Below are 13368 nucleotides of genomic sequence, written 5' to 3'. Positions count from 1 at the left end.
GTCCAATGGCAGCCATTATAGCTGACAAGATTTGTATGCTACACTTGATAAGATCAACTCAAGAATTAAGTTTTTGCGGTTATGGGTATCATTCGTCAATACATTGCTCCATTAATAGCGGTATTAGTATTTTTCGCGGCTCTGGTAGCAGTCAGTGCTCGCATCTTTTTGCCTGGTGACATGGCTGCCCCCGCACCGATTGAGGAAGCGATCCCCCAAAAGCAAGCGGCAGTAGTCAATCCAATTTTCTTGGGGCTAAATTATGCCGCTCTCGGTGTCCGCTGAGCTGATGTCTGCTCAACTAATACCGGGCTACCGGCTGCGCTCAGGATCGGGACTCGATCGAGCAAAACTGGTAAAGTTTATGCACCGGACATACCAAGAGCTTTACCCGGATGGGGAATTGGGACATTTGGCTCAAACAGTCGAGCAGTATTTTTCTAACCAGACGCCGGTTTGGTGGGTAGAGTGCCAGAAAAACAGCCAGGAAGAGGCAGAAATTTTGCCGGTGCTTCCCTCGCAGCACCTCAATCCTCAATCTCAAGCCCAAAATCTGACATCGGTTGTCGGATGTTTGTGGTTGGGAAATGCGATCGACCAAACCACCGGAGAACGCTACGCTCACATTTTTTTGCTGTACGTAGCACCGGAACATCGCCGTCTAGGAGTCGGTGCAGCTTTAGTTATTCATGCTGAAAATTGGGCGCGGGAAAGGGGCGATCGGCAAATGGGTTTGCAAGTATTTCTGAGCAATCAGCCTGCGCTGAATCTATATCAAAAATTAGGCTATCAAAGTCATTCCCTCTCGATGCTCAAGTCTCTGTGAAAAATAAAAGGTACTGTTTGTAGTAAGGACGAAGAGTCCTGATACATAAAGAAGCTGAAAACTTCGTGACTTTATGGGGACTTAAGTCTTGACGGAGAACTTTATGGAGGAGTGAAGTCCTCACTATGAACCACATGAGGACTTCACTCCTCCCTCGGAATACTTTTATTGGTATTATCCTAGTTGCTGTTGACCGTTGTCTGAGTTGCTGAGGAGCATCCTCAGTGCGGTAAAGTTTTTTTATGCACAATAACGACTACTCCAACGCCCTTGATACTGACACGGAACTGGAAAGCCCTTTGGATCAATTTGACGGATCCGAACCCCCGCTGCCAGATCCTGAGGAAATGCTGCCTTTGCTGGAATCCCCGGAACCTCAGCACCGGATGATTGCGGCGCGGGCTTTTTGCGAACTGCAGGACGATCGAGCAATTTCGCATTTAATTAATTTATTGAGAGACGGTTGCCCCTTGGTGCGAGTGAGCGCGGCTTATGCGTTGGGGCGAAATCCGAGTCCCGATGCTGTGGAACCGCTGATTGTTCAGCTTAACCGCGACTGGAACGGTTACGTTCGCAAAGGGGTAGTTTGGGCCTTGGGAAATTGCAGCGACCACCGCGCTTTGCCATCTTTAATTGATGCTTTGAAAACTGATATTTCGGCGGTGCGTTTGTGGGCGGCGAGTTCTCTGGGTCAAATGGCAAAAGTTGGTTACTATGTGGTAATTACTGCGATTCCGCCGTTGATTCAAGCGCTGCGGGGAGATTCTGTATCTGCTGTGCGAAGTAATGCCGCTTGGGCGATCGGGCAACTGGCGCGGGAATTGCCGAATAATGTAGTGTACGCTGGGGCGATCGACGGTTTGATTGAAGCTTTAGAAGAAGATGAAGACATGGGCGTGCGGGAAGATGCTAAATCTTCGCTCTTGCGAGTCGGCGACCCGCGCGGATTGCAGATAATTGAAGACTTAGAAATGGAAGGACTTTTGTGATTTAAACGCCCAAATTACTAATTACCCATTACTAATTATGCCTTTCATTAGCGCTAAAACAGATTTTGGTTTCAAAAAAATATTTGGTTCGCCCCAGAGCAAAGACATTTTGATTAGCTTCCTCAATGCGATGCTCTATGACGCACAGCCAACCATTGAAGACTTAGAAATTATTGACCCTTACGCCGCGCCGAGCGTTACTGGATTAAAAGACACTTACCTGGATGTTAAAGCCAAAATTACAGGCAACAAAACTGTGATTATCGAAATGCAGGTAATAAATGTAGAAGCTTTTACTAAACGGGTAGTGTACAATGCCGCCAAAACCTACGCAACTCAACTCCGACCCAGGGAAGGATACTCGAAATTAAATCCTCTGATTGCTTTAACAATTACAGATTTTATTCTATTTGAAAATACAGAAAAATTTCTCACCCATTTTGTCTTTAAAGAACTCGAAGAAAACTTCGAGTATTATAACAGAGAAATCGAATTAGTGTTTGTAGAACTGCCCAAGTTTAACCAAGAACTAGAACAAATCGAAAACCTAATTCAAAGCTGCATTTATTTTATCAAAAATGCTCCCCTCTTCGATGAAATTCCCGAAAAATTTGCATCAATGCCCGAAATTCAAACAGCTTTTTCCATCGCCAGCAGAACTAATTTAACCCTTAAGGAATTAGAGGAATTAGAAAAGCGGGAAATGTTTTTTGAAGACCAACGCGGTGCTGTTATTAAGGGGATGCAAGAAGGTCGCCAAGAAGGCATAATTGAGGGGCAAACAGCATTAATCCTGCGTCTACTCGCGCGGCGCACTGGCGAAATCCCACCAGAAACTAAAACTCGCATTCGGCTGTTATCTCTAGAACAATTACAGGATTTAGGTGAAATCTTGTTAGATTTTACCACTCAAGAGGATTTGATAGCTTGGTTGGAATCGGCTTCAGCATGAATTTATAACTTTTGCACTCCTGATACTAAATCCGGCTTTAATACCCCCTTCATGCTTTATTAGCCACAGGCGGGCTGTGTTTGTGTAGTAGCTGTTTCAACCGCCGAGTTTCTAATCTAATAAGTCGGGTTCCCGACGCACTATCATGTCATAAAGCGGTTGAAAGCTAAACCATCCCATGCGGTGAGACCCTACTTGTTGCTGTGTCAAACGCGCACATTCCGGCTTGATGAGAATTGGTTTTCCCGCTGCTTCGGCCATTAACTGCGCTTGACAAGAACGTTCCATTGCAATAAACCACCAAGCTGCTTCATCTACTGTTTGACCTACTGTTAACAGTCCGTGATTTTGTAAAATAATCGCTTTTTTCTCACCTAAAGTTTTGGCGATGCGTTTAGCTTCTTCAATTTCCAAAACAACTCCGGTGTAATCGTCAAATAAAGCTTGGTCTTCATAAAAAGAACAAGCATCTTGCGTCAGCGGGTCAAGCAGGCGGCCCAAACTCGACCAACTTTTGCCGTAGGGAGAATGAGCGTGGGCTGCTGCGATTACGTCGGGGCGGGCGCTGTGCACTTGAGAATGAATGGCAAATGCTGCTTCGTTTACGGGTTTATTTCCTTCAACAACTTCGCCTTTGTGGTTGACTAAAATTAGGTCGCTGACTCGAATTAAACCAAAGTGCATTCCAAAAGAATTGACCCAGAAATGGTCTAGGTGTTCGGGGTCGCGGACGGTGATGTGTCCGGCAATTCCTTCGCTGAATCCGAAGCGGGCAAATAATCGAAATGCGGCGGCTAAACGCTGTTTGCGGTGGCGGCGTTCTTCTTCAAGTGAGTGGAATGTTGGGGGTTGAAAAGTGACTTTTGGGATTTTTATTGCAACCATATATTTTATTAGTGAAAAGACAGGAGGCAGAGCCCCCGAATCGGCATTCCCAGTCAGAGACTGGGAACGAGATAAATTTTGAATTGGGAAATTTGAATTGGGAACTGTGGGGCCGGCATCTTGCCTGCCCTACTAAACTGCGACTTCACTAAGGCGCAAACCTGCGATGTTTTTGCAGTCGAAGGTGGCGTTATTGCCGGGGCGACGTTCTATTAATTCGAGAATTTGTCCGGCGGGGTTTTGCATAAACCACTGGGTTAATGAGCCGTAGTCTAGAGGACGCTCTGATAGCGGTTTAAAGTTTTTATTTTGCCATATTGTAGCAACATTCTGCACGTTTTCGACTCGAATCGCGACGTGGTGAACTGCTGCTAATCCTCTTTCTTCCTGGAAGCGGTTTTTTTGGTCGCCGGCTGCGTGGGGCGCATCTAATACTACTAAGCCGCCCGCTGGCATTAATAAGGTCATTAAATGCAGCCACAAGTCGCAGGGAACGTTAATGTTTGTCGAACAAAAGTTAATGGGGAACAAGTCTGGGCCTTCGACAATTTTGGCGCCGAAGGGATAAAAAGATTCGGCGTATTTTTCGAGTTCGGCGCGGCTGGGAAATGTGATGACAAAGTGGTCGATCGCAACTTGTTCGTCGTACAGGTGTGTTTCAAACGTCCAGGTTGTTAAAAATTCGGGAGTGATAAATTTGGGGTTGAATTCCAGCAAGCCATTTTGTTCGATGAAAGGTGAGTCAAGATGGCTGTCAAGGTTGCGATCGAACTTTAGGGTTTGTAGATTCAAGTTTTTCATCTGTCTTCCCCGATGTTAACTTCGCAAAACTGCGAATTTTGTCTGCAAGCCGAAGTTGACCCACATTTGGTGCGCCTTAATTCAAAAATAACACAAAATTTAATACTGCGAAGCCGAGCGCGCGATCGCAAGTCCCAAACCTTTACAGAGCAAATCTTCCCCAATCTAAAATCTAAAATCGGATGGTTGGCCGATCGCGTTCCCGGCCAACCACGCCGTAGTCCAAGCACTTTGGAAGTTGAAACCGCCCGTCACCCCGTCGATATCCAAGATTTCGCCCGCAAAGAAAAGTCCGGGACAGCGGCGGCTTTCCATTGTCTTGAAATCGACTTCTTTGAGGTTGACACCGCCGCAGGTGACGAACTCTTCTTTAAATGCCCCTTTTCCTGCAATCTGATATTCGCCTTGAACGAGTTCTTGCAGAAGGCGATCGAGGATTTTGTTAGATAAGTCGGCCCAGCGTTTTTGCTCATCAATGCCGATCGAACTTGTCAAACGTTCCCACAGGCGGCGCGGCACCGGAAACGGACAGCTAGAGACAATCAATCGGTGCGACAACTGCGACTTAACCGCTAGCAGTTGCTGTCGCAAAACTTCCGCATTGTACTGGGGAAGCCAATTAACCAGCACAGGTGTTTTATAATGCCGATCGTGCAAAAATCTCGCACCCCAAGCCGAAAGTTTGAGTACAGCAGGCCCGCTTAAACCCCAGTGAGTAATTAGCAAAGGCCCGCTTTGTTCTAATTTAGATCCCGGCAATTTCACCTTAGCATTAGGAACAGAAATTCCGGCTAAATCTTTGATTCTGCTGTCGGAAATATTAAAAGTAAATAGAGAAGGAACGGGCTGTTCTACAGTATTACCTAACTCTTTTGCCCACTTATAACCCGAAGGATTGCTGCCTGTAGCCAGAAGAATGCGATCGCACTTCAATTTCTCCCCGGATTTCAACTCAATTTCAAAACTAGGGGCGGTGTCTCCGTGTTCGCCCTCGGCCGTATTTCCGGTTAATTTATTTACAGAAACTACTGCATCGCCGGTGCGAATTTTTACGCCTGCATCCTCAGCAGCGCGGATCAAACAGTTAACAATAGTCCCCGAATCGTCTGTGATCGGAAACATTCGCCCGTCTTCTTCTGTTTTCAACTTCACACCGTGACCTGCAAACCATTCTACAGTATCGCGGGGTTGAAATCGAGTAAAAGCACCGCGCAGAGCTTTCCCTCCTCTGGGGTAATTCTGCACTAAAACACCGGGGTCAAAACAAGCGTGAGTAACGTTGCAGCGCCCGCCGCCAGAGATGCGAACTTTTGCCAGAACTTGCCGGCCGGCTTCTAGTAAAGTGACGCGGGCCTGCGGGTAGGTTTTAGCACAGGTAATTGCACTAAAAAAACCAGCAGCACCGCCGCCGATGACTGTAATTTTGAGCATTCGATCGGACAAATTTTTTCTCGCTTATTCTGGTTCAAAATCGGATTTTGTTGCCCCGCAAGTGGGACAAACCCAATCGTCGGGGATATCTTCAAAGGCAGTACCGGGAGCTATCTCTCCGTCGGGGTCGCCTACTTCTGGATCGTAGACGTAATTGCAAACTGTACAAACGTATTTTTGCATTTGCTTAACTCAATTTTAGATTGTAAGCCTATAGATTGTACTTGACAAGCCAACTTTGTGCAATCCCAGAAAAATTAAATCTTTCACAAGTTACAATTCACAATTATAAAATAGACAAGATTGAAAAAATAAATAGGACGGGCTAGAAGCCCATCCCACAAGTTTTTTTTCTTGTGGGATGGGCTTCTAGCCCGTCCCAAAATTTGATTAAAAAGACTGAGACAATATTTTATAATCTAAACTCTCAAATATTACAAGCCTCTAGAACCCAAGTTCTAGAGGCTGCATTCTATCTTTTATTAGTTTACTGCGATGGCAAGACTAGACTTTCGCTAAAGGCTTAGTCCAAACGCCGTTTTCATCTTCTTCGTACTGCTGGTGAATGGCGTTCCAAGCGGTGTGTTCGGCTTGTATCGAGTCGTTGCTTTCATCAAATGCGGCGTTGTAGGATTCCATAAAGGTTTTTTGAGCAGCTTCCGACAGGTGCGATCGCACTTCTGGAGACAAATCTGCCGGACTATTGCAGCGACCTTTGACGGCGCGCGGCAGGGTCATTTCGCTAACTGAAACTTCTTCGCCACCTGCACTTTCTAGCAAGAGTTGAAATTCGCCCGATTTATCTGCAGGAACTTCTGCCATCACGAGAAATTCGCCTGCTTCAACGCGGGTTTGATAGATTGTTGCTTTGTCTTCGGGCATTCCCAAAGCGACTAAAGCGGAAACTAGACCCGCACCGGCCGAACCTGCGATCGCGCCGCTAGCTGCACCCAACAGTACCGCACCCAGCGGGCCCGCCGAGACTACTGCACCGACAAAGGGAATAAACAACACGCCGACGCCAGTTAGCAAACCCAAAAAAGAACCGAATAAGGAACCAAAAATTGCCCCGCTTCGCAGACCGCCTAATATCACATCTTTTTTAGTAATAAAGCCGGCAATTTTAGTTTTAGATTGAAAGTTTTTTCCCATTACTGAGATGTGGTCCCGGGAAACTCCGCGATCGAGCAACCGCCGAATTACGCCGTCTAATTGTTCTTCTTCCTTAAATACGGCTGAAACTGTGCGTTCGGCTAAATATTCCTCGGTCATTGTTCCTCCTTGATGGTTGGTAGATTAGCTGTGCTAGTTTTTAGTATAGGAAGACACTGTAGGGTAAGCGCATCGACCCCGAGATAGAGGTCGATTAATGGGACATAGTTTGAGGCTCTATCAAAAGACTTAAGAGATTTTTTAAGGAGTGATTACTCATCTATTACAGATAGTTATTAACCTCTCATATAACCTTACTAATATTATGATCGTATTCTATTTTAACGGTTTGAGTTGGATTATGTATTCAGATTTTCCGGAGTCAAAATCAGCATTTTATGCTGCTATATCCGCGTCGAGTTTGTCTTGATTCGCCAAAGAATAGGCTAGTAAACCATAAATTTGTGTTTGCGATCAAGTCTAGTGCGGTTTTTGATCGATGATTTGTTCTGGAGTCAGCCTAGCATTAACATCAATAGCAATATTTTTTACGGTAATTCGGGTTTGGGCGATGCGCGGGTGTGTGCCGCAAGTTCCCGGCGTGCTGACAATTAGCGTTCCAATCTCAACGGTAGTTGTCATCTTTACCTAGATTAAGTTAACTTTATTTTATTGTAACGCAGCTTCATTTCTACCCGATCGCATTTAACAAGGTTAATCAATGCCACTAGCACCCCTGTTTCCTGTCGTTCATCCCATCCTCAAATCTGCTTTTCCCAGATGTCTGTGGACTGGAGATATCAACAGCCGAGAGATCGCCCTCACATTTGACGACGGGCCGCACCGTCAGCACACACCTCAACTGTTAAAAATTTTAGATAAATACGACATCAAAGCTAGTTTTTTCTGGCTGGGATTTTGCGTGGACAGGCATCCCGAAACGGCTAAAGAAGTGTACGATCGCGGACACTGGATCGGCCTCCACGGCTACCAGCATATATCGTTTCCCAAACTCAAAACCCACGAACTAAAACAAAGTTTAGAAGACACGCAGAAAGCAATTGCCAAAGCTTGCGATTTAGACCCAAAATTAATCCTGGACGTGCGGCCGCCCAACGGCATTTTTACGCCGCGAACATTAGAGTTATTGCAACAGTGGGAATATCGCCCCGTAATGTGGAGCGTCGTCCCGGAAGATTGGGTGCGGCCGGGGGTGATGAAAGTTATTAGTCGCGTCGTGCAGCAAACTGAAAGCGGCTCAATTATTGTACTGCACGACGGCTTTTGCGGTGGCGAAGATGTTGCAGCTTCTGCTGATAAAATAATTCCATTGCTTTTGTATAAAGGTTACAAATTTGTGACAGTAGATCGACTTTGGCAACAAGCAAACATTCAAATAACCGGAAATTAAGTTAATGAAAAAAACACTGTTTATTGCATCTCTTTGTTTGGCGAGTGCCGGATGGGCGATCGAGCTTTCTCCTGCTTCCCTCAGCGCTGAAACTCCACTTGTAGTTCAGCAGCCAGCCCGTGGCGTATCCGCGCCTGCCGCCAACTCGAAAACCCCGCAAGTGGAATTGCTAAATCCGGGAGTGGAACCCCGACAGGAACTGCGTTTAAAACCAGCTATCGATGTCAAAGAAACAAGTGTGATGACCGTAAAAATGGATATGGACATATCCGCATCCGGTCAGTCTTCGCCTGCGGCTCAAATTCCAGTATCGGTGATGACTTTCGAGACCAAAGTCACTAAAATTGATCCCAACGGCGATATTTACTGCGAGTTTGCTTATACTAATGCAGATATCGTCGGTGATACTGGAAATACCCAGCCCGCCGCCCTAGATGCCATGCGTTCTGCACTCAAAAACATTGTGGGAGTGAAAGGATCTTTCATCATGGACAATCGCGGTTTTCATAAAGGAGGTGACATTATTTTGCCCGAAGGATCTGACAACTTCGTCAAACAAATGGTTGGACAAATGTCTAAATCTCTTGAGCAAATTGCGTCGCCGCTGCCTGCTGAAGCAGTCGGAAAAGGAGCCAAATGGCGCGTTTCTTCTTCCTCTGATTTCAGTGGCATGAATGTGAATCAAATTGCTACCTATGAATTGGCTAGCTGGCAAGATGGAGTTGTCTCTATGAATGTAAGTATAGAGCAGCAAGCAAACCCCCAAAATATTACCTCTCCCCTACTGCCTGCTGGAACTACCTTAACCCTAAAATCTTTTAGTTCTCAGGGTCGGGGAAAAGTTACAGGGCGCTTGGATAGATTAATGCCTTTTCGCTCTACTGTGTCTATTAGTTCAAATAGCGAAATGAGTGCTAAAAATGCTGGCAGTTCTCAAGAATCAACAATCACAACAAAAATGGCGATGGAGATGACTTTAGAGTCGAAATAAGGTTTATTATACCAACTCTAAAAAGTAGGGACACGGCACTGCCGTGTCCTTAGTCGCCGGTAAAATTTTAACAACTGGTATTAAATCGGGTTAATATACCTGATATAGCAATCCTTGCAGGAGTCGTAAATTTTTTACCCCACCCCAACCCTCCCCTTAGTAAGGGGAGGGAGTAAGAAATTCAAAAAAGATTTACGATAGCTATATAAAGTATAAAAATTCCGAAAGTTTCGATCGCCAATTTGCAAGTAGAGGAGTCTGTTCTATGATTCGATCGCACAGATGGCAAGCTATCATCGGTTTAGTGGTAGCCCTGGGGATAATCATCGGGAATTTAGTGTTTCCAGGTCTGAATGTAGCGCCGGCATTTGCTGAACCCAAATTTAAGGATGTTAACGACCATTGGGCCCAAGCTTGCATTGAGGAGTTAGCAGAGAAAAAAATTATCAGCGGCTACTATGAAGACGGCACTTTTCGCCCGAATCGCCCAGTCAGCCGCGCTGAGTTTGCGGCGATGGTTCGGAGGGCTTTTCCCGATGCGAAAACCGTCCGCAATCCGATCGACTTTGCAGATATTCCTACAAATTACTGGGGTTTTAAAGCGATTCGAGAAGCTTATCAAACAGGTTTTATGTCTGGATACAGCGGGAGTATTTTTAACCCGACTTTGAATATTCCCCGCTGGCAGGTTTTGGTAGCTTTAAGCAGCGGCTTGAAATATACGCCTGCGGGGCCGGCGGCTGAGACTTTGGATGCGACTTTTGAGGATGCGCCGGAAATTCCAGAACTGGCAAGAAATGCGATCGCCGCAGCCGCAGAAAAACAACTGGTGGTCAATTATCCAGCCGTCAAACAGCTAGAACCTACGCGCAATGCTACTCGCGCCGAAGTAGCAACTTTCCTGTGTCAAGCAATTGCCAAACCAGGCCAAACTGCCTTAGTTCCTGCGCAATATATCGCCCAAGTTCCGGCGAATATCGGCCCGGCGAGAACAACAGAAATCTCGGAAGCGGGGAAAGTTCGGGCGGAAGTTTCTTTCGTAAAAGAAGCAGAAAATGCTAAAAATCTCCGCATCAAAATTATCCGCGACGGTAAAAGTTTATTAGAAGAACCAGTGCTGATTCCGACTCGTTCTCTAGTAGATAACCCCGACCAAAGGGTCAGCGAAGAAATATCAGAAGGACGTTTGTTATCGCTGCGAATTCGCGATTTGGACGGCGACAAGGAACCGGAACTGCTGGCAGATTTAGTCTCAATCAAAAGCGGCGTCCGCTGCTGCAATTATTCGTTTATTTACCGCTACGACTCGGCAGCTAACAAATACACTCACATCAAGCATTTCTGGGGCAATGTGAGTTACGAAATTGTCGATTTTGGCAAAAATGATATCCCAGAGTTCAAGAGTCAGGACGGGCGATTTGCGGAGGCTTTTACAAATTATGCTGATTCTCGCTTCCCGCTGCAAGTTTGGCAGTACCGCGCCGGAAAAATGCAAGATGTTAGCAAACAGTATCCGGTGGAAGTATACACGAATTCTGCTGAGCTTTGGCTGGAATCTAACAAGCGTCTGAGTGAAAATGGGGAGGCGAAAGGGGTTTTGGGGGCCTTCATCGCAACCAAGTATGTCATGGGCCAGGAGGCGGAAGGTTGGCAGTTGTTGGAGAGGGTTTATCAAGGGCGCGATCGCACTCAATTCTTTGGGAAGTTGCGGGAGTTTTTGGTAAGTACGGGTTATGCTAGTAAGTAGATTTGCAGGTTTTTAACCGCAGATGAACGCGGATAAACGCTGATAATATCTGTAAGGGCGGGTTTCGCCAAAAAGTTTGTATTCCCACAGATAAGATTAGGGTTTTGTCGGAGGTACAAACCCCAACCCAAGTCTCAAAACCGAAAGCGCAGCCACTGGGGAAGTAAACTGCTGCCCGTTGTGAGTCAGCCCAAGGGGAAGAAATCTGCGATCGGACAGATGACACTACCTTGGGCTTTTTGGGAGCCAACCCCTGAAGCAATTTCTCTCGTTGCCGAAAAGTTTGTGCCCGCTAACGGCTACCCCACAGTGCCAGATATCGTCGGAAAAGCGACCGGGGGAGGGGGAATTTGAGAGCTGAACAGGGGACGGGGGAACAGGTCGACAATCTCTTCCTTGAGTTTTCTAACTTTTTTGGTTACGGTTATCATAGTCAGTCGGCTGTCCCCCCCCCTTCTCTCCGCCTCTTCTCTCCGCCTCTCGCCTCTTCCCTTCACCATTCTCCAAATTTTAACGGCTCGGTTGTATTAATTAATCGGAACCCCAACCCCACCCGAACACCCCCCACGACCGTGGCTAGTTGCACATCGTCCAGTTCCAGTTCTTCCTCCAAAACCGAAGCCATGTCGCCGTTCACTTTTTCTTCTTCTTGGGACGCTTCGGGTTTGCTGGTTCCTTGGTTTAAAAACATTTGTTTTTTCCTCAAAAGTATTTTCAATAATAATAATAATAATAACACATATTATTTTAATCAAAATATAAAGATTAAATAAAAATAACACATCTTATTTTAAAGATTATATAAAAAAATTTTATTTTACTATTTTTTATTTCGAGGGGTTGGGCTTTTTGGGAGCCAACCCCCCAACAAATTTACTGAGATTGCCCAGAAGTTTGTGCTGGCTAATCGACTGAAAGCTGATAGTTGTTATCACCAAAGCTGGAAATGTCACAACAGCAGGCACTCTCACCCTCACCCCCAGCCCCTCCCATCAAGGGAGAGCAGGGTGGTTTCATACAAGGAGAGAAAAATTATGATGTGGATGAGCGATCGCCCGTCCTGTCACGCGCGTGTGTAGCAAGCAAAAAATCTGGGAAATCTACCTGGTCGGGCGCTGGCTAGCCCGATCGGGGCGGAGTTCGACTTGTTTACGCGATCGCCCTGCTCACTCACGAGGCAAATGTACTGATTCAGGGTAGAAAAAGTGACTAATATCCATCTCATTGAACCGTTGCAACTTCTCAATGACGATCGACACATTCGGGGTACAAGACATCAATTGTGGTTGGTCTTGTTACTCATCTTATTAGGAGCGATGACTGGCTATTGGGGCTACCGACCACTTGCAGACTTCATTAAAGTACATCGAGAGAGCTTGATTGAGCTGTTAGATCGGGATGATCCAATCGAGTTTCCATCTTACTCAACTTTCCAAGCTAAAATAAATAAAATATCAGACCTTAAATCACTTAAAATGGTATATCCATCTGCACCTTGGAATCTGCAAGGTTATGCTGTTCAGACTTTACAATTGGTAGATGTGGCACGAGTGCGCCCCTTGGTTCCCTCTGAGTTAGAAATTGTCTCTTTATTGCCCGGAAAAACCCTAGGCGGCATTTATATATCGTCCTACGGGTTGGGTTCGGTGATGGAGTACAATGAGTTAATTGTAGTTAGCGCGATCGCCAATTATGCCGGAGAATGGGGCGCTTGGATTTCTCACATTTATGTAGACAACCCTAACTCGGTAGCCGGCGGACGCGAAATTTGGGGACTTCCTAAAGAATTAGCCCAATTTAGTTGGGAAGGCAGCGATTCGGTAAAGGCAGCACCGCTAGGCTACCGCGTCACAGTTCACCAAGAAAACCGTCAACTGTGCAGTCTCAATTACAGCCAGCAAACTTTAGCTTTACCGCTGCCTTTGAGCGGAAATGTTTTCAGCGCTGACCGCAGCAATTTGCTGTTGTTTAAAGGAGAATTTAAATCTCGAATCGGCTTGATTAGAGGCGAATTAGAAATACCTGAAGAGAGTCATTTTGCCAATATAAACTTAGGTCAGCCCTTGCTAACAGTTGCCTGCGAAGATATGCGTTTAATTGCAGGTGCACCGGAAGTTGTGGGGAACATAACTGCTGAATTCAGTTATTAGCGCTAAAATTTGCGTACATGATAGGAGGAAAGT

General features: G+C 46.0%; 16 protein-coding genes. 9 read left to right on the top strand and 7 right to left on the bottom strand.

The genetic code is table 11. From position 1 onward, the window contains the following. Positions 1-81: 81 nt before the first annotated feature. From QUB30_RS10230 to QUB30_RS10215, 4 genes are all read left to right on the top strand, one after another. Positions 82-285, top strand: a complete 204-nt coding sequence (locus tag QUB30_RS10230) for a hypothetical protein (protein WP_333332751.1) — start codon at positions 82-84, stop codon at positions 283-285. 4 nt (positions 286-289) lie between these two features. Next, positions 290-826 (top strand): GNAT family N-acetyltransferase, encoded by a 537-nt coding sequence (locus QUB30_RS10225; protein ID WP_333332748.1) that lies wholly within the window; start codon positions 290-292, stop codon positions 824-826. 242 nt (positions 827-1068) lie between these two features. Then, the gene (locus QUB30_RS10220) at positions 1069-1815 is read left to right on the top strand and encodes a HEAT repeat domain-containing protein (protein WP_333332745.1); all 747 of its coding nucleotides are present in this window, start codon (positions 1069-1071) and stop codon (positions 1813-1815) included. 37 nt (positions 1816-1852) lie between these two features. Then, positions 1853-2767 carry an Rpn family recombination-promoting nuclease/putative transposase gene (locus QUB30_RS10215; protein ID WP_333332742.1) on the top strand — a complete coding sequence of 305 codons (915 nt, stop codon included), beginning with the start codon at positions 1853-1855 and terminating at the stop codon, positions 2765-2767. Between the two features lie 111 nt (positions 2768-2878). Here QUB30_RS10215 and QUB30_RS10210 read toward each other — a convergent pair whose 3' ends face one another. The 6 genes from QUB30_RS10210 to QUB30_RS10185 all read right to left on the bottom strand — a co-directional run bounded on the left by QUB30_RS10210 (position 2879) and on the right by QUB30_RS10185 (position 7678). After that, positions 2879-3652 (bottom strand): class II aldolase/adducin family protein, encoded by a 774-nt coding sequence (locus tag QUB30_RS10210; RefSeq protein ID WP_333332739.1) that lies wholly within the window; start codon positions 3650-3652, stop codon positions 2879-2881. Positions 3653-3784: 132 nt separating this feature from the next. Next, positions 3785-4453 (bottom strand): hypothetical protein, encoded by a 669-nt coding sequence (locus QUB30_RS10205; RefSeq protein WP_333332735.1) that lies wholly within the window; start codon positions 4451-4453, stop codon positions 3785-3787. Positions 4454-4618: 165 nt separating this feature from the next. Beyond that, a complete protein-coding gene (locus QUB30_RS10200) occupies positions 4619-5884 on the bottom strand; it encodes an NAD(P)/FAD-dependent oxidoreductase (protein WP_333332731.1) in 1266 nt (421 codons plus the stop codon). Between the two features lie 24 nt (positions 5885-5908). Further along, the gene (gene rd / locus QUB30_RS10195) at positions 5909-6067 is read right to left on the bottom strand and encodes a rubredoxin (RefSeq protein WP_333332727.1); all 159 of its coding nucleotides are present in this window, start codon (positions 6065-6067) and stop codon (positions 5909-5911) included. 321 nt (positions 6068-6388) lie between these two features. Next, complete coding sequence (locus tag QUB30_RS10190) at positions 6389-7156, bottom strand: ChaB family protein (RefSeq protein WP_333135748.1); 768 nt, start codon at positions 7154-7156, stop codon at positions 6389-6391. A gap of 360 nt (positions 7157-7516) precedes the next feature. Next, positions 7517-7678 carry a DUF433 domain-containing protein gene (locus QUB30_RS10185; protein WP_333036613.1) on the bottom strand — a complete coding sequence of 54 codons (162 nt, stop codon included), beginning with the start codon at positions 7676-7678 and terminating at the stop codon, positions 7517-7519. Between the two features lie 79 nt (positions 7679-7757). Here QUB30_RS10185 and QUB30_RS10180 point away from each other — a divergent pair, with 79 nt between their 5' ends. The 4 genes from QUB30_RS10180 to QUB30_RS10165 all read left to right on the top strand — a co-directional run bounded on the left by QUB30_RS10180 (position 7758) and on the right by QUB30_RS10165 (position 11539). Next, on the top strand, positions 7758-8447 hold the full coding sequence (locus QUB30_RS10180) for a polysaccharide deacetylase family protein (protein WP_333332723.1): 690 nt from the start codon (positions 7758-7760) through the stop codon (positions 8445-8447). Positions 8448-8451: 4 nt separating this feature from the next. Continuing rightward, positions 8452-9438: a DUF6263 family protein gene (locus QUB30_RS10175; protein ID WP_333332719.1), complete on the top strand. Its 987-nt coding sequence runs from the start codon at positions 8452-8454 to the stop codon at positions 9436-9438. Between the two features lie 265 nt (positions 9439-9703). Then, positions 9704-11185: an S-layer homology domain-containing protein gene (locus QUB30_RS10170; RefSeq protein WP_333332715.1), complete on the top strand. Its 1482-nt coding sequence runs from the start codon at positions 9704-9706 to the stop codon at positions 11183-11185. 180 nt (positions 11186-11365) lie between these two features. Next, positions 11366-11539 carry a hypothetical protein gene (locus tag QUB30_RS10165; protein ID WP_333332712.1) on the top strand — a complete coding sequence of 58 codons (174 nt, stop codon included), beginning with the start codon at positions 11366-11368 and terminating at the stop codon, positions 11537-11539. A 139-nt stretch (positions 11540-11678) separates the two neighbouring features. Here the strand turns inward: QUB30_RS10165 and QUB30_RS10160 are convergent, their stop codons facing one another. Next, complete coding sequence (locus QUB30_RS10160) at positions 11679-11876, bottom strand: hypothetical protein (protein WP_333332709.1); 198 nt, start codon at positions 11874-11876, stop codon at positions 11679-11681. Between the two features lie 514 nt (positions 11877-12390). On the opposite strand from QUB30_RS10160, the gene QUB30_RS10155 reads away from it, so the two are divergent. Continuing rightward, the gene (locus QUB30_RS10155; RefSeq protein ID WP_333332706.1) at positions 12391-13335 is read left to right on the top strand and encodes an acetoacetate decarboxylase family protein; all 945 of its coding nucleotides are present in this window, start codon (positions 12391-12393) and stop codon (positions 13333-13335) included. Positions 13336-13368: the final 33 nt, after the last annotated feature.

The organism is Microcoleus sp. BROC3 (genome assembly GCF_036702515.1).
In the GTDB taxonomy this organism is placed as follows: domain Bacteria; phylum Cyanobacteriota; class Cyanobacteriia; order Cyanobacteriales; family Microcoleaceae; genus Microcoleus.
The sequence above is the reverse complement of the archived record's forward strand: the minus strand, read 5'-3'. Positions and strand labels throughout refer to the sequence as shown.

What these genes read in the sequence shown, in the direction of transcription:
- QUB30_RS10230 (WP_333332751.1), top strand. Translation starts at nt 82, where the DNA reads ATGGGTATCATTCGTCAATACATTGCTCCATTAATAGCGGTATTAGTA.
- QUB30_RS10225 (WP_333332748.1), top strand. Translation starts at nt 290, where the DNA reads ATGTCTGCTCAACTAATACCGGGCTACCGGCTGCGCTCAGGATCGGGA.
- QUB30_RS10220 (WP_333332745.1), top strand. Translation starts at nt 1,069, where the DNA reads ATGCACAATAACGACTACTCCAACGCCCTTGATACTGACACGGAACTG.
- QUB30_RS10215 (WP_333332742.1), top strand. Translation starts at nt 1,853, where the DNA reads ATGCCTTTCATTAGCGCTAAAACAGATTTTGGTTTCAAAAAAATATTT.
- QUB30_RS10210 (WP_333332739.1), bottom strand. Translation starts at nt 3,652, where the DNA reads ATGGTTGCAATAAAAATCCCAAAAGTCACTTTTCAACCCCCAACATTC.
- QUB30_RS10205 (WP_333332735.1), bottom strand. Translation starts at nt 4,453, where the DNA reads ATGAAAAACTTGAATCTACAAACCCTAAAGTTCGATCGCAACCTTGAC.
- QUB30_RS10200 (WP_333332731.1), bottom strand. Translation starts at nt 5,884, where the DNA reads ATGCTCAAAATTACAGTCATCGGCGGCGGTGCTGCTGGTTTTTTTAGT.
- rd (WP_333332727.1), bottom strand. Translation starts at nt 6,067, where the DNA reads ATGCAAAAATACGTTTGTACAGTTTGCAATTACGTCTACGATCCAGAA.
- QUB30_RS10190 (WP_333135748.1), bottom strand. Translation starts at nt 7,156, where the DNA reads ATGACCGAGGAATATTTAGCCGAACGCACAGTTTCAGCCGTATTTAAG.
- QUB30_RS10185 (WP_333036613.1), bottom strand. Translation starts at nt 7,678, where the DNA reads ATGACAACTACCGTTGAGATTGGAACGCTAATTGTCAGCACGCCGGGA.
- QUB30_RS10180 (WP_333332723.1), top strand. Translation starts at nt 7,758, where the DNA reads ATGCCACTAGCACCCCTGTTTCCTGTCGTTCATCCCATCCTCAAATCT.
- QUB30_RS10175 (WP_333332719.1), top strand. Translation starts at nt 8,452, where the DNA reads ATGAAAAAAACACTGTTTATTGCATCTCTTTGTTTGGCGAGTGCCGGA.
- QUB30_RS10170 (WP_333332715.1), top strand. Translation starts at nt 9,704, where the DNA reads ATGATTCGATCGCACAGATGGCAAGCTATCATCGGTTTAGTGGTAGCC.
- QUB30_RS10160 (WP_333332709.1), bottom strand. Translation starts at nt 11,876, where the DNA reads ATGTTTTTAAACCAAGGAACCAGCAAACCCGAAGCGTCCCAAGAAGAA.